This is a genomic window from Lentzea sp. NPDC036955, assembly GCF_055608005.1.
In genome coordinates, this window is record NZ_JBVJRC010000010.1 from 260662 (window position 1) to 277531 (window position 16870).

22 protein-coding genes are annotated in these 16870 nt (G+C 67.6%); 18 read left to right on the top strand and 4 right to left on the bottom strand.

Features of this window, described 5'->3' with window-relative positions; all coding sequences use genetic code 11:
• Positions 1–88: 88 nt before the first annotated feature.
• The 16 genes from ACZ7CF_RS32855 to ACZ7CF_RS32930 all read left to right on the top strand — a co-directional run bounded on the left by ACZ7CF_RS32855 (position 89) and on the right by ACZ7CF_RS32930 (position 11519).
• Positions 89–409, top strand: coding sequence for a hypothetical protein (locus tag ACZ7CF_RS32855; protein ID WP_470371407.1), 321 nt, complete (start codon positions 89–91; stop codon positions 407–409).
• Positions 410–474: 65 nt separating this feature from the next.
• Positions 475–885 carry a hypothetical protein gene (locus ACZ7CF_RS32860; protein WP_470371408.1) on the top strand — a complete coding sequence of 137 codons (411 nt, stop codon included), beginning with the start codon at positions 475–477 and terminating at the stop codon, positions 883–885.
• An 84-nt stretch (positions 886–969) separates the two neighbouring features.
• Entirely contained in the window at positions 970–2262 is a 1293-nt protein-coding gene (locus ACZ7CF_RS32865) for a hypothetical protein (RefSeq protein ID WP_470371409.1), read from the top strand.
• Complete coding sequence (locus ACZ7CF_RS32870; RefSeq protein ID WP_470371410.1) at positions 2259–2846, top strand: zinc finger domain-containing protein; 588 nt, start codon at positions 2259–2261, stop codon at positions 2844–2846. The genes ACZ7CF_RS32865 and ACZ7CF_RS32870 overlap by 4 nt, the downstream gene beginning before the upstream one ends.
• The gene (locus tag ACZ7CF_RS32875) at positions 2843–3598 is read left to right on the top strand and encodes a DUF7341 domain-containing protein (RefSeq protein WP_470371411.1); all 756 of its coding nucleotides are present in this window, start codon (positions 2843–2845) and stop codon (positions 3596–3598) included. The genes ACZ7CF_RS32870 and ACZ7CF_RS32875 overlap by 4 nt, the downstream gene beginning before the upstream one ends.
• A gap of 677 nt (positions 3599–4275) precedes the next feature.
• A complete protein-coding gene (locus tag ACZ7CF_RS32880) occupies positions 4276–4626 on the top strand; it encodes a hypothetical protein (RefSeq protein ID WP_470371412.1) in 351 nt (116 codons plus the stop codon).
• A 177-nt stretch (positions 4627–4803) separates the two neighbouring features.
• Positions 4804–5166: a hypothetical protein gene (locus tag ACZ7CF_RS32885; RefSeq protein ID WP_470371413.1), complete on the top strand. Its 363-nt coding sequence runs from the start codon at positions 4804–4806 to the stop codon at positions 5164–5166.
• Complete coding sequence (locus tag ACZ7CF_RS32890; RefSeq protein WP_470371414.1) at positions 5160–5477, top strand: hypothetical protein; 318 nt, start codon at positions 5160–5162, stop codon at positions 5475–5477. Before ACZ7CF_RS32885 ends, ACZ7CF_RS32890 begins: the two co-directional genes overlap by 7 nt.
• The gene (locus tag ACZ7CF_RS32895) at positions 5470–5949 is read left to right on the top strand and encodes a hypothetical protein (RefSeq protein WP_470371415.1); all 480 of its coding nucleotides are present in this window, start codon (positions 5470–5472) and stop codon (positions 5947–5949) included. The genes ACZ7CF_RS32890 and ACZ7CF_RS32895 overlap by 8 nt, the downstream gene beginning before the upstream one ends.
• A 102-nt stretch (positions 5950–6051) precedes the next feature.
• Positions 6052–6513, top strand: a complete 462-nt coding sequence (locus ACZ7CF_RS32900; protein ID WP_470371416.1) for a hypothetical protein — start codon at positions 6052–6054, stop codon at positions 6511–6513.
• Between the two features lie 277 nt (positions 6514–6790).
• Entirely contained in the window at positions 6791–8251 is a 1461-nt protein-coding gene (locus ACZ7CF_RS32905) for a DUF932 domain-containing protein (protein WP_470371417.1), read from the top strand.
• A gap of 627 nt (positions 8252–8878) precedes the next feature.
• Positions 8879–9100: a hypothetical protein gene (locus ACZ7CF_RS32910; protein ID WP_470371418.1), complete on the top strand. Its 222-nt coding sequence runs from the start codon at positions 8879–8881 to the stop codon at positions 9098–9100.
• The gene (locus ACZ7CF_RS32915; protein ID WP_470371419.1) at positions 9100–9858 is read left to right on the top strand and encodes an adenine nucleotide alpha hydrolase family protein; all 759 of its coding nucleotides are present in this window, start codon (positions 9100–9102) and stop codon (positions 9856–9858) included. Before ACZ7CF_RS32910 ends, ACZ7CF_RS32915 begins: the two co-directional genes overlap by 1 nt.
• A complete protein-coding gene (locus tag ACZ7CF_RS32920) occupies positions 9842–10252 on the top strand; it encodes a hypothetical protein (protein ID WP_470371420.1) in 411 nt (136 codons plus the stop codon). Before ACZ7CF_RS32915 ends, ACZ7CF_RS32920 begins: the two co-directional genes overlap by 17 nt.
• Positions 10253–10407: 155 nt before the next feature.
• Entirely contained in the window at positions 10408–11022 is a 615-nt protein-coding gene (locus ACZ7CF_RS32925; protein WP_470371421.1) for a hypothetical protein, read from the top strand.
• A gap of 143 nt (positions 11023–11165) precedes the next feature.
• Positions 11166–11519, top strand: a complete 354-nt coding sequence (locus tag ACZ7CF_RS32930; RefSeq protein WP_470371480.1) for a phage terminase small subunit P27 family — start codon at positions 11166–11168, stop codon at positions 11517–11519.
• A 7-nt stretch (positions 11520–11526) separates the two neighbouring features.
• Here the strand turns inward: ACZ7CF_RS32930 and ACZ7CF_RS32935 are convergent, their stop codons facing one another.
• Entirely contained in the window at positions 11527–12147 is a 621-nt protein-coding gene (locus ACZ7CF_RS32935) for a DUF2314 domain-containing protein (RefSeq protein WP_470371422.1), read from the bottom strand.
• Positions 12144–12461 carry a PadR family transcriptional regulator gene (locus ACZ7CF_RS32940; protein WP_470371423.1) on the bottom strand — a complete coding sequence of 106 codons (318 nt, stop codon included), beginning with the start codon at positions 12459–12461 and terminating at the stop codon, positions 12144–12146. Before ACZ7CF_RS32940 ends, ACZ7CF_RS32935 begins: the two co-directional genes overlap by 4 nt.
• A gap of 64 nt (positions 12462–12525) precedes the next feature.
• On the opposite strand from ACZ7CF_RS32940, the gene ACZ7CF_RS32945 reads away from it, so the two are divergent.
• Positions 12526–14196 carry a terminase large subunit gene (locus tag ACZ7CF_RS32945; protein WP_470371424.1) on the top strand — a complete coding sequence of 557 codons (1671 nt, stop codon included), beginning with the start codon at positions 12526–12528 and terminating at the stop codon, positions 14194–14196.
• Here the strand turns inward: ACZ7CF_RS32945 and ACZ7CF_RS32950 are convergent.
• Complete coding sequence (locus ACZ7CF_RS32950) at positions 14193–14975, bottom strand: hypothetical protein (protein WP_470371425.1); 783 nt, start codon at positions 14973–14975, stop codon at positions 14193–14195. The two genes, ACZ7CF_RS32945 and ACZ7CF_RS32950, sit on opposite strands and share 4 nt — an antisense overlap.
• Here ACZ7CF_RS32950 and ACZ7CF_RS32955 point away from each other — a divergent pair.
• Positions 14952–16439: a phage portal protein gene (locus tag ACZ7CF_RS32955; RefSeq protein ID WP_470371426.1), complete on the top strand. Its 1488-nt coding sequence runs from the start codon at positions 14952–14954 to the stop codon at positions 16437–16439. The genes ACZ7CF_RS32950 and ACZ7CF_RS32955 overlap by 24 nt on opposite strands.
• Here ACZ7CF_RS32955 and ACZ7CF_RS32960 read toward each other — a convergent pair.
• A complete protein-coding gene (locus tag ACZ7CF_RS32960; protein ID WP_470371427.1) occupies positions 16414–16869 on the bottom strand; it encodes a hypothetical protein in 456 nt (151 codons plus the stop codon). The genes ACZ7CF_RS32955 and ACZ7CF_RS32960 overlap by 26 nt on opposite strands.
• Position 16870: the final 1 nt, after the last annotated feature.

Here is a 16870-nt window from a genome sequence, read left to right on the forward strand (position 1 = left end):
GAGGGCCGGATGCCTGCGGGTGTCCGGCCGCGAGGGCCGCTGACCACCACAGCTTGCTCACCGGCCGCCCAGGGAGGGCGGTCCCGCAATGACCGACAACAGCATCACCGTGTCCACCGTCCACGCCGTTGCCCTGGACGACCAGGCGCACGACATCACCCTGTTGCGCATCGTCGAGGAGCAGATCAACCGGCTCACCAGCCTGCGCAACACCTTGCGCGGCACCGTGAAGGACCGTCTCGGCGATCAGGAGTTCGGCACCGTCAACGGTGTTCCCGTCGTCCGCTGGTCCAACGAGTTGCGCGTGACGATCTCGCCGAAGCTGCTCCGCGCGCGGCACCCGGAGATCGCGCGCGAGTGCGAGGAGATCGCACCCGTCCGGAAGTTCTGGTTGCTGGACGCGGCGTGAGCACCCGGAGGAAGTCCGGCCGGTCTCGGGGGACCGGCCGGGCTCGCTCTGGGGATGCCCCGGCCGTGCTGGGTGATCTCGCCGTCGAGGTCGCCGAGCACCTGATCGGCCTGCCGCTGGACTACGGCACCACTGTGGAGCAGATCGCCGCCCTGCTGGCGGCCGAGCCGCGCAACCGCCCGGCCGTGTGTGCGGTGACGGCCGTGATCGTGGACGACGCGTTGCGTGATCCGTTCCGCGAAACCACGGCGAACCGGTGGCGCACGGGGATTCCGTCCTGGGTTGCACCGCCGATGATCGGCGTGACCGTGCGGCGGATGCTCTCGCTGGACGTGCTGGTGCCCACCGGCCGTTACGTGCGCTCGGACGACACCAAGGGCAAGAACGGCGGGAAGCTGATGCGCGTCTACGCGCTCAACCTCGCCGCGCCCGCCCTGCTGCACAGACGCGCCGACGCCGAGCAGCCCGCCGCCTGAGCCATCTGTCTTCGTTGCCGCGCATCGACGCGCGGCCATCTCGTGCTGACCACTCGCCATTTTCCGTTACGGGGGACCGTTTCCGTGGCACGTGACCACGCCCGCTTCTACCTGTCCATGTGGGACGACCAAGACTTCATCGACCTGTCCGCGCTCGCCAAGATCGTGTACGTCCAGCTGTGCATGCAGCGCAAGCTGGCCTACTCCGGTGAGATCACCGTCTCGGTGAAGCGCTGGGCCAAGGCGCACCCGGACCAGGACACCGACAGCATCCGCGCCGCGCTGGCCGAGCTGGATGCCGCCCGCATGATCGTGGTCGACCACGACACCGACGAGCTGCTGATCCGGACGTTCATCGCCGACGACAAGCTCTACAAGCAGCCCAACGTCCTGCGCGCGGCGTTGCGGACGGCATTCGAGATCGAAAGCCCGTTGCTGCGCCGCGCACTGGCGGCCGAGCTGCGCCGCCTGCCGGTCGAGGTCACCGGCCCGGCCCCGGCCGTCGCCGCGGACGAGCTGGAGGCCGGGGCGCGGGAGCTGCCCGCGTCGGTGATGGCCGCCATGTCCGCACGCGGCCCGGCCCGCACCGCCACCGCCACGCCGGCCGCGCCCGCGGACTCCCCTCGCAGGATCGACACGACCCCGGCCGCCGCCGACGCGCCCGCCACGAACCCGACTCCGAACCCCTCGCCTACCCCTTCCGCGAACCCCTCGCGCAACCCTTCCGCGAACCCTTCGCCGCGGGGTCGGGGAGAAGGGAGTAGGGAGTCGGAGACTGGAGCACTTCGTCTTTCGTTGGTTGAAACTCCAGTGGGTGGCCCCGCGCCTGCGCCCGCGCACACGCCCACGCACGCACGCGAGGCGTTCCCGGCCGCCGATGCTTCCGGCCTCGCCGAGGCCGAACCCGTGCTCGAGGCGTCTTCGGTGAGGCAGGCCCGCCGCCGTGAAGCCGAGAGGCTGGTGGTCACCCACTGCCCCCGCCAGCCCCGGCAGGTCCTCGACCGCTTGCGCGCCGAGGTGCTCCGGCTTCTGCAGGACGATGTCGAGCCCGCAGCCATCGCCTCGGGCCTGCGGCTGTGGGCGGCAAAGCAGCTCTCGACGTCGATGCTGGCCGAGCTGGTCGGCGAGGCCATGCGGGCAAGCGTCACCGCCGCCTCCCCGGAGGCTCGTCGGCGTGCACAGGTGACGGCGGCAAACTGGGAAGCGATCCGGGCCGACGCCATCGCCGAGGACGACACCAGCCCCGTCGGCCTGGCCGTGCGCGCCGAGCTGCCCGCCCACGCCGACGCCGCCACGCTGGACGCGATCCTGGAGCGCGCGTTGCACCAGGCCGCAGGCCTCACGCCCGATCCGGTCGGACTGGGGGCGGTGGCGTGAGCGCGCCGAACGCCCAGCAGCTGACCCGAAGCACGATGCGCATGCTGCTGGCGCACTACCGGATCACCCCCGGCGACACCGCGCCCGAGGATGTGGTGACCGAGTGGCTGCGCGCCTTGCGCGGCCGGAGCGTCGGCGAGGTCCACGCGGCGTTGAGCTCGATGGCACCCAACCGGGTCCAGCGCGTCACGGCGGCCGAGGTCGCCCGGCTCATCGAGCTCGCGCGGTACCGGCCGGCCGCCGCGAGCGCGCCGAGCTCGGCCCGCCCGCCGCTGCCACGCGACCGCACCGCCGCCAAGGAGGCAGGCGCGCGAGGCGTGGGCAAGGTCTACGCGGCGATGGGCTGGAGCGGCCACGAACAGCACGCCCTGGCCCGCTCAGTGCCATGTCCCTTCTGCCGGGCGCTGGCCGGTGTCCCGTGCAGCCCCCTGACCCGCAACCGCCTGCGCCAGCGCGAGGTCCGCGACCGCGAGACCCGGATGCACCCGTCTCGCCTGCGGGCCGCGACCGAGCGCCAGGACACCAACCCGACTTCGTCCGGCGCTGCCGCGTCCGGCACCGCCACGCAAGGAGTCTCCGCATGACCGCCGCACGCCCGTTCATCGTCGACGAGGTTGTCCACACCGATCCACACGTTGTCCACAAGGGGCCGAGCTGGGGCGAGGCCGCCAACGCCCGGCTCTCCTGGGAGGTCGCGGTGGACCAGCTGATCCAGCCCGGCCAGCACCGCGTCCACCGCGAGGACGGCAGCACCGAGACCGCCGAGGTCCTGCCGCTGCTGCGCCAGGTCGAGGAAGCCGTCCTTCCCGGCTCGAAGGTCTCCGGCAAGACGCTGCTCGGGTCCCGCCCGCCCGCCAGCCTGGGCGCGCTCGCGCTGCTCGGTGAGATCCGCGCCGAGGTCCGCGGCTGCTGCCGCACGCACGGCCACCCCGAGTTCACGACGCTGGCCGAGCAACTGCGCGCCTGGATCGGGCACGCCGATGACTGGCAGCTCGATGCCCGCGACTACGTGGTGTGGGCCGCCGAGCAGGCAACACGCTGGGTGCAGCAGGCCCGCCTGGTAGTCGACCCCGAACCGCGTTTCCCTCTGCGGGGCAAGGCATGCCCGACCTGCGGCGTGGACGTGGTGCAGGTGTGGGCCGACGACCAGGACGACTACGTCCGCCGCCCGGCCCTCTACATCGACCCCGACCAGGCCGACGCCGTGTGCGCCGCGTGCGGACTGCGCTGGCCCCTGGACGTCTGGGTCCAGCTCAACACCGCACTCCACCAGCAGCTCACCCACGAGACCCTGGCCGTGACCGGGATCACTCGCGATGACGACCCGACTAGTTGACCTTCAGTCATTTCAGTCGGCATAATGGATCTCACTGGGTACTCGTGTGCCCAAAACCCCAAGCCGAAGCCCGTCACACCTCCCCCCGGTGCGGCGGGCTTTGTCATGTCCACGGGGTTTCCCTTGTCCGCGAAGACATCGGCGCCCGTCCCCCGCCGAGGTCTTCGCTCCGCGGGCGGCGGCACACCGCAGCTCGGCGCGACCGTTCCCCATCGCGCCGAGCGCGACGCCGCCGCCCGCCTCCTCCAACGCCTCGCCCGCAGCCTCATGCCGGCCGCTTCGCCAAGGGTCGCCCATCGCCAAGCCGCCAGCCCACGCCGACGTCGACAGCACCCGTCCGGCTGCGCTCGACTCGATGCGGACCGGGTTTCAGCACGTGGTCAGCATCGGCGTTTTTCGCGGGAGACGCTGGCCTGTTTTCGCAGGTCAGGAATGTGCACGAAGAATCTTAGAAAATAGATTTCCGGAGACGTTCATTTTACTTGCCCAAGAACCCCGGAAAGGACATCATTCAGAGGTAAGGGCTGAACCGGTGATGGCACACCGATTCAGCAGAGGAAATGAAAGGGACTCCGAACATGTCTTTGCTGTACCCGAGTACCGCTATCCAGGTCAGGGACAACCTTGACCACCGGCTATTTGGCGCCCAGTGCTTTGCCACTGCCAGCATCTCTCACGTGGGCGAGCTGTGCTTCGCGATCATGAAGCACTTGAAGGGGCTGGACAACGGCCACAAGCACAGCATCCGCTTTGCTCCCGGCAACCACGTCACGCTGATGGTCGGCGAGGCCCTGTCTTCCGATGAGCCGTCCGACGATGAGTACACCGTTGCGGCGGTGTTCTATTCCGACCTGTTGGGCCAGTTCAATTGGGGAAACGCGCTGGACTCGTCCGACCGCCGTTTTCACATGTGCAACCTGATGTTGCTGACCCCGGCGGCCTCGGAGGACATGCCGGGTGCAGGTCAGGTCATGCAGGCCACCAGCCGGGTATGCCCGTCCTGCGCGGCGTTCCGCGCCAATTCCTAGCCGCCGGATTCCGGGGTCCGTGAACGGCATCCCGGAACCGATGGCCCGTTGATCCACCTGTTTTCCGGCACCCGGCCGCACGGAAAAGCCCTGGCGGCTGATGGCACAGCCCCAGGGCGGCGGTCGGGTGCCCACCCGGAGCAGGAAATGAAAAGAGACTCCGAGAGGACACCTGACGTGGCTGAGGGTACTCCACCGCTGGACGCGTTGTCTGCCGCCGAGGCGGGCGAACGCTACCGCTTCGCACTGGCCCGCAGTGCCGGGCAGCTCGACGCGCTGCACCGGGCATTGAGCCTGGACGCGGACCTGATGAACGTGCTGTGCCTGCTGTACCTGGACTTGGGGACCGAGATGGTGCGGGAGCGCACCGACCCGATGGCGCTGCACCACGCCCGTGAGCGCGGCTGGGTGACCGGAGACCGCCGACTGGGTCTGACCCACGAGGGCCTGGCCGCCTGGTGGGACTGGAAGAACACCGTCACCCCGCACCTGCGTGACGAGCGTTTCCAGCAGCTCTGGCGGGACGTGACCGGATGGTGACGCGGTCGAGGGCCCAGCACGCCGCCGCCGTGGCCGCGTTGCAGAAGGACCACGCGGTGCTGCGCGTGGCCTACATGATCGCCAAGGGCTTCGGCCGCCCCGAGCACCTGGAACGGCTGTCCGACATGGCCGCCGTGATGAAGGCAATGGCACGCGGCTGGGTTGCCGAGCCGTTCGAGGAGGACTTCCCCTACCAGCTCACCGACGCGGGACGCGTCGCGCTGGGCCGGTGGTTCCGCCTCGTGGCCGATCACGTCGACACCAACCCGGAGTGCGGGGCCTTCTGGGACGCGGTGACGAGCCATGACTGAGACCTCCCAGACCAGCACCGAGGCACCCGCAGGGCTGCCGAGCACTCCCGGCATCCCGTCGATGCGGGGCACCCTCACCGGGCGGCACGCAGCCACCGAGGACGCCGAACACGTCGGGCTGTTCACCGGTCCTGAGGCCGAGAACGACACCGGGCCGGAGCGCGTGACGCGTGACTCGGAGGCCTTCCGGTTGCTGGCCGAGGACCTGCCCGTGCGGCGGGTGCAGTACGCGCTCGTCATGGGGATGACGTGGCCGTGGCTGCTGGAGAGCGTCACCACCCCGGCCGCCCGCAACCGCGCGGTCAGGCGGGGGCTGGTGGCCCGTCCGGTAGGCCTGCCGGACGCGTTGCTGATGCCGTACCAGCTCACCGACGCGGGACGCGCTGACCTTCTGGACTGGGTCACCTGCATCACCCCGCACCGGCATCTGCCCGAGGTGGACGCGCTCTGGCGCGTCGTCACCTGGATGTAGACCCGCTCGGCGGCGGCCCTTCCGTGGTCGTCGCCGAGCCCTTCACCGATCACATTCTGTTGACGTACAAGGGGAAAGTCGTTGACTGACAAGGTTGTTTTCGTGCGGCTGAGCAGTGTGCCGATGCCGGCGTGTGCGTGCGGGCCGTTCCACAACGCGCACGCACAGATCACGTGGGCGGAACAGGCGGCCGAGATCGCCCGCTACGGCAAGGGTGTGCGCGGGACGATGGCCGAGCGCGCGAAGACGTTGCGTGAGCAGGTCGAGGGTGACCGCCGCGCCGTGAACGTCATGCGGCACATCAACCGCCTCAACGGTGACGCCGTCCTGGTGGCACTGACGACCACGCCGCTGGACGTGGCGGATCTGCTGGCACGCGAGATGGTGTCGTTCTGCCACCGGCACCACCGCTTCTCGGTGACGATGGTCGGCTACGCGGTCGGCATGGTGTGGATGCTGACGGAGTTCGAGCTGGCCCGCATCGAGAGCAAGCTCCGTGGACGGCAAGCCGCGAGTCAGGCGCTCAAGCAGGTCCGGGACAGGTCGGCGCGCGACGACGGCTGAGTCATGACCGCCCAGGTGCTCGACGGCGCCCGGCTGGCCCGGCAAGATGGCACGCGTTCCTCTGGGATTTGGTGACACGAGTTTCACGAGGACAGGGAAGGCCTGCGAACTCCGGTTCGCAGGCCTTTTCTCATTACGCGAATGCACGCGCAAGATCGAAAAATAATACGTTAGACCGTTCGTAGTCACTTTGTTCAGAATTCCTCTGGATTGCTTGTGTGGCCTTGTTTCACCAGTAGTGTTCTTGGTGTCACCAACTCCCACACAGCACAGCACCGTGAATGAGTGCTGGCCGAATCCCAGAGGAAAAGCAATGACCGAACCGGCTACCCCTGCCCAGAACACCCCGGCCCCCGCCCCGCAGGCACCCGCCAAGGCCGCCACCAAGACCCCGGCCGCCAAGGTGCAGGCTCCCAAGGCCACCACCAAGGCTCCGGCCACCAAGGCCGCACCCAAGGCCACCCCGGCACCCAAGGCCCCGGCCACCAAACCCGCCCCCACCAAGACCCCGGCCGCCAAGACCCCGGCCACCACCAAGGCCGCCCCGGCACCCAAGGCAGCCAAGGCCGCCGCTCCCGCCAAGGACACCAAGGTCCCGGCCGCCAAGCCCGAGACCAAGCCCGCCCCTGTAGTGCCAGAGCCGATCAAGCCGGGCAAGGACTCGTGGTCGCGGATCGCGACCCGTAACAACGGGTCCCGGACGATTCCTGACCTGCTGAACAAGGCCGGTCTGTCCGGCTGGGACGTGAAGCCGGAAGGCGTTGTGGCTCTCGCGCCCACCGGATTGTGCATTGACTGCGAAAGGGCGGTCGGGGAACTGCACAAGAAGGAATGCCCGAGCCTGGACGAGCCGGACGCCGAACCGCGTGTCATCAAGGACGACACCTGCGTCCCGGTCCCGATGTTCGGGTCCTTCGCGCTCATGCGGAAGAACCCGGACTCGGAGTTCGGGTGGGACGTGCTCGGACACACCAAGTCCGAGAGGATTCCGGTCCCGATCGAGGTCCGGGCCGAAATGCTGACCTCGATCATGAAAGAGGTCAAGGGCAAGACCGGCCCTGCCGGACCGCTCTGGGAGGGCAGGGGAGCCTTTGCCAGCATCCGCCACCCCGAACCGATCATGGTGGGTGGCAAGGACCCCGTGGAACTCCGCCTGGTCCTGATCAACTCCCTGGTTCCCGGCCGCCCGTCTCAGGTCATGGTCAGCCCCGTCCGGGTGGCCAGCCAGACCACGTTCCCGTTCGACCTGGGGCACAACGCGAACCACGTCTACGACCTCGTCGCCGCCGACGACAAGGACGCGCGGATCTCGGAGACCAGTGACGCCCTGAGCCTGCTCAGCATCTACCGCGAACGGTTCGAGGAACTGGCCAATGAGCTGATGGCCCGCAAGATCACCGATGCCGAGTTCACCGGGCTCACGAACGCCCTGTTCCCCTTCCCCGGTGATGCCGCTCCGAAGGACAAGCGCGAACGGCACGGCCTCTGCTATGCCGCCATGAAGGCTCTAACTCGCGGGGAATTCGACATCACCGCCGAGATTGCCGGGACGTGGTGGGCCGCTCTCCAGGCCGTCATGATCATTGCCGAGCACATGGACCCCGCCAAGAAGCTGGAAGACGGGGACACCACGAAGGTGGACGAACAGGGCCGTGCCCTGGATGTGCTGTTCAGCTCCAAGCACTACGTGCACACCGCGTTCCGCTTGGCCCGTAAGGCAGTCAAGCCCGCCAAGTAGCCACCCGCCCGACAACCGCACACCCGAGACAGCCCCGACACACCCCGTGCCGGGGCTGTTCCGTGTCCGGGGGTGAGGCCGTGCCGTCCCGTGCCGCCCGCCCCTGCACCCGCCCAGGCTGCCCGAACACCACCGCCACCGGTGGCCATTGCCCGCCCTGCCGCTCCCGTTCCCGGCTGGCTCACGGGACCAGCGCGCAGCGTGGCTACACCGCCCGCCACCGCTCCCGGTTCCGTCCCGCTGTGCTGGCCCGAGACACCGTGTGCCGCTGTGACCGCCTGGACTGTGCCGCCCACACCGGCCGCCCGTGCCAGCAACCCGCCACCGTGGCCGACCACTGGCCGCTCACCCGCAGGGAGCTGGTATCCGCTGGCCTGGACCCTGACCAGCCTGCCCGTGGCCGTGGTCTGTGTGCCCCGTGCCATGCCAAGGCCACCGCCACCGATCCCCGCACCCGAGGAGGCTGGAACAGCCCGTGAGCCACGCCGCCGACGCCGCCCGCTCGGGCCGCACGCCCACCCCAGGGGAGGAACCCTTCCGCCGCGCACAAAGGCACAAGCCACTGAGGGCCGTTGGGGTCCCGCCAGGTTTTGCCGACGGCCGAACCCACGTCCGCAGGGCCGGTGGGTGAGCACCCACGCCGGCACGGACCCCGAGGGTCTGCTCGACGAGATCGAGCAGGCCGCCGACCAGGTGGCCGCGTGGACCGCGCGCTGGGAATCCCTTGTGCGCCAAGCCGTCGAGCGCGGGATTCCGCAACGGCGGATCGCGCCTCACGCGAACGTGGACCAGTCCACGGTCTCCCGCCTAGCCGCGCGCGAACCCTTCCCCGCCGACCACCGTTCGTGATGCACCGCGCATCACACGATGCACACCGCATCACACGACCTGGAGGTGACCCGCTGCCCATCGAGATCGACGGCATCACGAGCTCGGAGCAGATCCGCGCCGAGCTCGCCGCCGAAGGAAACCCGGTTCTGCTCGGCTTCAGCCGCGGCAAGGACAGCCTGGCCGCGTGGCTGGCAATGCGCGAGGCCGGGATCACCGTCGTCCCCTATCACCTGTACCTGGTGCCGGGCCTGCGGTTCATCGACGACAGCAGGAAGTTCTACGAGGACTTCTTCCAGACGCCGATCCTGGACCTGCCGCACCCGACGCTATACCGGTGGCTCAACAGCCTGCTCTTTCAGCCCCCGGAACGCGCGGCCGTGATCGAGGCTGCGCAGCTGCCGGAGCCGACCTACGAGGAGATGGCCGACATGCTCCGGGAGGACCTGGGCCTCGCCGGCGTGTGGAATGCCGACGGCGTGCGCGCCGCGGACTCGCCGAACCGGCGCATGGCGATGGTCACCCACGGCCCGAAACGCGAGCAGCTGCGCAAGGTCAGCATCGTGTGGGACTGGCGCATCGCCGACGTCCGCGACGCACTGAAGCGCCACAACTGCCCGCTCCCGCCCGAGTACGAGTGGTTCGGCCGCAGCTTCGACGGCCTGGACTTCCGGTTCCTCGACCCCATCCGCCAGCACGCACCCGACGACTACCAGCGGATCTTGGACTGGTTCCCCCTCGCCGACCTGGAGGTGTTCCGCCGTGGCCTCCCCGCCTGACCCCAACGCCGACCTCCTGGCACAGCTCAAGTCCACCGCCGTACTCGGCGGCCCGTCCTCGAACGCCGACCTGCTCGCCCAGCTCAACGCCGAACCCGAACCCGATCCCCTGGCCGACGTCGAGTACACCGGCGACCTCGCCACCGACGCCGGCGCGGAGCTCGACGCCCTGGCGATCGGGTTCCGCGAACGCACCAAGCGCGAGGACGAACGATTCCGCCTCGCCACCGACTCCGAGTTCTGGTGCGCCCTGTGCTTCAAGTCCCGCGAGGACAAGGAAGCGTTCCTCAAGGCCGCAGGCCTGATGCACATCGGAGACAAGTACATCGACGGCCGAGCTGCCGCCGCGCTGCTCGGCGTCGACCTGCCCACCACCGACACCGGAGAGGAGTGATCACCATGCGAGGCCGTATCGGCCGACTGCTCGCAGGCGCCCGCCGCGCCATCTCGCGCCGCGCCGCCAGCCCCTCGCGGGGCCGTAGCTCAGGGTCGTAGCCGCTGCGGGGCCGTGCATGCGGCGGCCCCGCTGTCGGTCCCTAACCTTTCAACATGGCAAACATCAACTGGGGCAGCGTGCCTGATTGGTTCGCAGGCAGCGGCGCCGTTCTCGCACTATTTTTTGCCCGGCGAGCCGTGAAGGCCGCTCACGCAACCAACGAGCAACAGAACAAACAGCTCAAACAACTCGAAGCGGCAGAGCAACGACGTAACGATGATGAGCGACGGCGACAAGCCTCCCAGCTGGCCGTCTGGCTAGAGCTGAATGATCAGTCGATATTGGTTCGGTTTGCAAACACCAGCAGCCAGCCAGTTTACCGATTGACAATTACTTCACCTCTCCTGAAACACGATTTCAACCAAATCAAGACCGTTCCAGTCGTGCCCCCTACGCCTGAGCCTTCAACACTGCAAGACGCCTCGCGAGAGATCACAAAGAACTTGCAAGGGCTCACCCGCGAAGTAAAGTTCTACGACGACGCCAACGGCGACCAGGTAATGTCCGGAGAATGGCTCCGTCAAATGAATCAAATCATGTCCAGCGCCATAGAAAATGGCGTCAATATTCGCTACCTCGACTCGTCAGGAAACTGGTGGCATCGGAGTTCCCTCGGCCAGTTAAACGAGAGCGAGAAGCTCGCTGTTTCAAGCGAGGAGGAAGAATAGGCCCCTAGAACGTCGGACGCTGATCAACGGAGGTCACGATAGGCAAGCGAGGGCCTGCTGCAAAACCAACCAAACTGCGAGTTCTGCACGGAGATCGTGCCGACCGAATCAATGCCGAAGAACCCGAGCCACCCAACGACGAAATCCGTTGCCCCGACTGGGCATCCGATAGCGCGCGCGAAATCTGGCAGAGACTCGCCCCGAGCCTCAAAGAGCGCGGGGTGCTGACCACCTGGGACGCGGATGCGTTCCTGCTGTTGTGCGAGGCCTTGGCCCGTTACCGCTCCGCAACCCAGCTCGTCAACGGCTCCGCCTTGCTCGTGCAGGGCGGATCGGGCTTGATGAAGAACCCGGCGTTGCAGGTGCAGGCCGAGGCCGAGCGCACATTCTTGCAGATTGCCGCCCGGTTCGGACTCACGCCGTCCGATCGGCAATCCATCAAGGTCGACACAGCAGCGGGCGCCGGGGGCCAAAACGCAGACCGACTGCTGTCATGAGAAGCGGTCAGGCAGCGTCCTTCACACCTTCTCCACCCTCAATCGCCTTCTTCGATGCGTCATTTTCGCAAGAGGTCGGCCAATGGATATCGATGATGTGCTTGCGATGAAACTTGATCTTGTTTCCTGGGTTCAGCCGAGGAAAGTCGAGGGGCTGGTTGGAAAGACGTCCGGTGATGCGACGACGTCCGATACGTTCGACCTCAACCCACATGCGTTCAACCCAGCCGTCACTCTGCTCGAACATCAACTTCACGAAGACACCAGGCTCGATCTCCGCCTTCTCGTCGTCGGACGGGATCTCGAAGGACTTCGGGTGCTCGCGGTTCTGCTTCACACCCGACAGGAGGTGCCACCGCAGGATGATGCGTCCCGTTGCCGCCCACTTAAGGCGAGGACCAAGCCCATCGAAGATCACGGTCTCGAACTGTTCGGCCACCCAGAAGGGCCGCATGGGGCGAGGCACCGTGTACAGCTCTGCAATCAACTCGTCACGACGCGGGTCCTCGCGCTCGTAGGCCCTGACGAGGATTCGCAACACGAAGCCGGGAGCGAAGCCGTATACGGCGATCGCCCCGAGCAGTGTCTTCCAAGAGGCGAGCGTGCTCAGCAGTTCGACAATGTTCACGCGAACCTCCCGGCCAGCCCTGCAAGCCCCGCGAACCTCGCGTCACGTCGCGCCTCCTGAAGCACGCCACCAAGCGCTAGCCGCCCTTCGTCCGTGAGCTCGTAGTAGCGACGCGGGGGGCGCTTCTCCTTGATCGAGTTGCGGTCCTCCCAGCCGTCGATCAGCCACTCTTCATCGAGCATGCGCGTCAGGATTGGGTATAGCACGCCCGAACGGACACCTGAGGTCTTCGCGAGCTGGTAGCCCCAATGCCTCCCGGTGGCATCGGCCATGAGGGCCATTGCCACCTGGACCATCGCGTGTGTTCGCCGCATAGCTCGTACTCTACATAGGTAGGGAACGGCTGTCCATCGCCATCTTCATCGGGGGTGGTCCGCCGTGACCGCGACTCGAAGAAGACAACTCCCGGTATGCGGCCGCGAGTTCGATGGGCGCCGCTGCCGCAGACGCGGAACGCACTTCTGCGCGCCCCGCGCGGATCACGCACAAGCGTTCGCTGAAGAGATCTGCGTCCACACGAAAGACCGCTGGGCGCGCAAGCCGTTCGTCCTCGCGCCGTGGCAGCGAGACGACATCGTCCGGCCGTTGTTCGGCGAGGTCCGCTGGGACCCCGAGGCCTCCTGCTACGTGCGGCGATTCCGCATCGCGTGGATCGAGATCGCACGCAAGAACGGCAAGAGCGAGCTTCTGGCGTTCGTGGCGCTGTACATGCTGGTCGGCGACGGCGTGGAGTCCGCGGAGATCTACGGCTGTGCCCGCGACACCGAGCAGGCCCGATTGGTATTCAACGTCGCGGCCCGGATGGTGAAGCTGAGCCCCGTCCTGTCACGCCGTCTGCGGGTGATCGAGCACTCGTCGCGCATCGTCGACGAGAAGACGAACTCGGTCTACCAGGTCGTGCCCTCCGACGCGCTGGGCAACCTCGGCTCCAACCCCTCGGCCGTGATCTTCGACGAGGTTCTGACGCAGCCCAACGGCGACTTCTGGCACGCGATGCGCACCGGCATGGGCACCCGCCTTGAGCCGCTGCTCATCGCCGCCACCACGGCGGGCAACGACCCGACGTCGTTCGCCAAGGCCGAGCACGACGAGTGCGTGAAGATCGCCGAGAACCCCGACCGCGCCCCGCACCGCTTCGTGTATCTCCGCAACCTGCCCGAGGACGCAGACCCGTGGGACGAGACGAACTGGTTCCTGTCCAACCCGGCGCTGGGTGACTTCCTCTCACTTGAGGCGCTGCGAGAAGAGGCGATCGAGGCCCGCAACGATCCCGCCCGCGAGAACGTGTTCCGCCAGTTCCGGCTGAACCAGTGGGTCTCGCAGTCGTCACGGTGGATGCCGATGCACCTCTACGCCCTGTGCACCGGCACCGACTCGACGCCCGCGGACCGGCTGCGGGAGCTGCACGCCGGCCGGCCCGCGTGGGGTGGCCTCGACCTCGCGTCCAAGATGGACCTGACCGCGTGGTGTCTCATCGTCCCCGCCGGCATTGACGACCGGGCCTCCGCGCTGTGGCGGTTCTGGCTGCCCGAGTCGGCCGTGGAGGCGCTGGACAAGCGCACCGACGGCAAGATCTCGCAGTGGGTCGAGGCAGGCTGGATCACGGCCACGGACGGCGAGGTCATCGACTACGACATCATCGAGGCCGACATCACCGCCGACACCGGCCTGGTCCGTGTCGCGGACATCTCCTACGACGAGTGGTCCGGCGAACCCGTCCGCCAACGCCTCGAACGCCGCACCGGCGTCCCGATGTACCCCGTCCCGCAGACCTACAAGGGCATGACCCACGGCATGACCGAACTCATGGCGCTGACCAAGTCCCGCGCCTGGTCCCATCACGGAAACCCCGTCGCCGAATACTGCTTCGACTCCGTAGAGGTCCGCCACCCCGCAGGCGAACCCGACCTCATCCGGCCCGACAAGCCCGAACGCGGTAAGACCGGCAAGCGCATCGACGCTGTGCCCACAGCCGCGATGGCCGTGGGTGGCTGGAAGCTGCGCGGCGCAAAACCAACGAAGTCGGGAAAGATGGTCGTAATGGGCTAAGCCTTGGCCTTGGCTTCATCAGGCGTCACAAGTGCGATTTCGCGTTTTACCTTCGCTATGAACTCTGCCCGCGCGCTCCCTAGTGCCCGGTATGCGTGTGCATACCGCTCACCCATCGAATCCCAGTCCACTTCAGGCTCTTCCTCGTTGCTGTCTTTACGCCGAGGCGGGCGAGGCGGCAGGAATACGCTCCATCGCAGTGCTTCACACGTGTTCAAGAGGTGGTCAGCGGCGTCGACCAGATCCCTACCTGCAAGCAATTCGATCGCGACAGCTGCATCGTTTACCAGCGATAGAGCCTCACTCATCCGCGAACTGAAGTCTGGATCTTGGAAGGCACGGCTCAGGTCATCACGGTAGCCTTTGCCTCTACTCGTTGGTCCGGACCGCACAAGTTCATCGACCGCAGCCACGAAGACTTTGTAGGCCTCGAATCGTTGAGCGCGCCACTCGATGCGGGCGTCATGCGCTTGCCTGAGCTCCTCACGCGACCGTTCGATCTCATGGCGCTCCTGATCACGCTCGCGCTCACGTTGCCACCGCAGATCTTCGCGTTCCAGCTCGCGCTTCCACCGGCGATCCTCTCGCCAGGAATTGATCCACTGACCACTGATAACACCCACGATGCCCAGTACACCAACGACTACTGGGACCCAAATCGGAACTTGTCCTGACGGCACGGCGAAGACCGTACCGGCCGTGTGGTGGTGATTGTCCTGATCACTACCAAATTCACGCTGTCGCCTGAACAGTGGGTGACCCGCCTCGCGCGGCTGCACAACAAGCAACTCCCCGAGCTCGAACTGCTGGACGCCTACTACGAGGGCGAACAGCCGCTGTCGTACATGCACCCCGAGCTCCTGCGGCGCTTGGACTCCCGGCTCCGCTCCGTGGTCATCAACTGGCCGCAGCTCATCGTGGACAGCCTGGACGAACGTCTGGACGTCACCGGCTTCCGGCTCGGCGGCGAGGCTGCGGCCGATCGGGAGCTGTGGCACATCTGGCAGGCCAACCGTCTGGACCTGCACGCCGAGCAGGCGCACGTGGACGCGCTGGCGCTGGGCCGCTCCTATGCGATCGTGGGCAGCAACGAGCGTGACCGCTCCACGCCGCTGGTCACGGTGGAGTCTCCGCTGGAGGTCCACGTTGACCTGGACCCGCGGACCCGTGAGGTCCGGGCGGCGCTGAAACGGCAGTACGAGGAGGACGGCGACGGCTACACCGAGGCCTACGCCACCCTGTACCTGCCCAACGAAACCGTCTGGTACTCCTCGGACAACGGCGGCGGCACGTGGTCGGAGATCGAGCGTGACGAGCACGGCATGGGCACCGTTCCAGTGGTGCCGATCATCAACCGGCCGCGCATCCGTCGCCGCCGGACCGCCCCACCCCGGCTCGGGCGCTCGGAGCTGATCAGCGTTCTCCCGCTGTCCGACGCAGCATGCAAGATCGCCACGGACATGATGATCTCCGCCGAGTACCACGCGATGCCGCGCCGGTACGCGCTCGGCTTCGACAAGGACGATTTCGTTGACGCACAGGGTCGTCAGCTCACGCCGTGGGAGTCCGTCGCGGGTGTGCTGTGGGCCAGCCCGAAGAGTCCGAAGGAAGATGGCGTCAGCGTCGGCCAGTTCCCCGAGGCCGACCTTTCCAACTTCCACAACACGCTCAACACCTTGGCGCGCGTGGTCTCCAGCCTGTCCGGCCTGCCCCCGCACTACCTCGGATACGCCACCGAGAACCCCGCCAGCGCGGACGGCATCCGCTCGTCGGAGTCGCGGCACATCAAGCGCGCGGAACGCCGACAGCGCACGTTCGGCGACAGCTGGGAACAGGTCATGCGCATCGTGCTGATCATCCGCGACGGCCGCATTCCTCCCGAGGCGCTGCGGATGGAATCGCAGTGGGCCGACGCCGCAACGCCGACGTTCGCCGCGCAGGCCGACGCCGCCGTGAAGCTCTACTCGGCGGATCGGCTGCTGCCGCGTCGCTTCGCCCGCCGTTCGCTGGGCTACTCCGACACCGACATCCGGGACATGGAGGCCGAGGACGCCGAGGCGTACTCGCGCGTCGCCGGTGGCGACCAGGCCGCCGAGTTCGGGCCAAAGCCCCTCCCCGAGCCACGCCGGTCCGAGCCCGCGGCCCCGTCGATCCCCTCGCCGCGCCGCCCGGCCGGGCAGCTCGGCGGCCAGGTGCTCCCGCCGCCCGCCGTGCAGTTCATCGAGCCGCGACAGCCGGTGTGAGCACCGGGCGCCGCACCCGCACCACCTGGTGCGCGCGGGCTTCCAACCTGGCAGCGACCGGCTGGCCCTCCCAGATCAGGACCTCGAACTGCCCGTAGTCGCCCAGCGCGGTGAACGCACGGTCAGCCGAGGCCACGGCGAAGCTGCGGCACCCCTGCTGATGGGCATACCGCGCGTGGCACAGCAAGGCGTGTTCGGCGGCGTTGGCGTGTGGCGGTACTCGGCACGCGGCCACGCCGAGCTCCGCCAGCACGCTGAGCGTGAAGTCCTCGTGCGTGTCCGGATGGCTGTAGCTGGCCATCACGTGATGAACCGGCCCGGCCGCCGCCACCAGCGCGCCCACCCTCGCGCGCAGCAGGCGAGGACGCGGCTGGTTCGGTCCGACCACGTTCTCCACGTCGATCAGCAGCACCTTGTCCGTTGCCTCCACG

What these genes read in the sequence shown, in the direction of transcription:
- ACZ7CF_RS32875 (WP_470371411.1), top strand. Translation starts at nt 2,843, where the DNA reads ATGACCGCCGCACGCCCGTTCATCGTCGACGAGGTTGTCCACACCGAT.
- ACZ7CF_RS32940 (WP_470371423.1), bottom strand. Translation starts at nt 12,461, where the DNA reads ATGCGGCGAACACACGCGATGGTCCAGGTGGCAATGGCCCTCATGGCC.
- ACZ7CF_RS32855 (WP_470371407.1), top strand. Translation starts at nt 89, where the DNA reads ATGACCGACAACAGCATCACCGTGTCCACCGTCCACGCCGTTGCCCTG.
- ACZ7CF_RS32915 (WP_470371419.1), top strand. Translation starts at nt 9,100, where the DNA reads ATGCACCGCGCATCACACGATGCACACCGCATCACACGACCTGGAGGT.
- ACZ7CF_RS32895 (WP_470371415.1), top strand. Translation starts at nt 5,470, where the DNA reads ATGACTGAGACCTCCCAGACCAGCACCGAGGCACCCGCAGGGCTGCCG.
- ACZ7CF_RS32925 (WP_470371421.1), top strand. Translation starts at nt 10,408, where the DNA reads ATGGCAAACATCAACTGGGGCAGCGTGCCTGATTGGTTCGCAGGCAGC.
- ACZ7CF_RS32890 (WP_470371414.1), top strand. Translation starts at nt 5,160, where the DNA reads ATGGTGACGCGGTCGAGGGCCCAGCACGCCGCCGCCGTGGCCGCGTTG.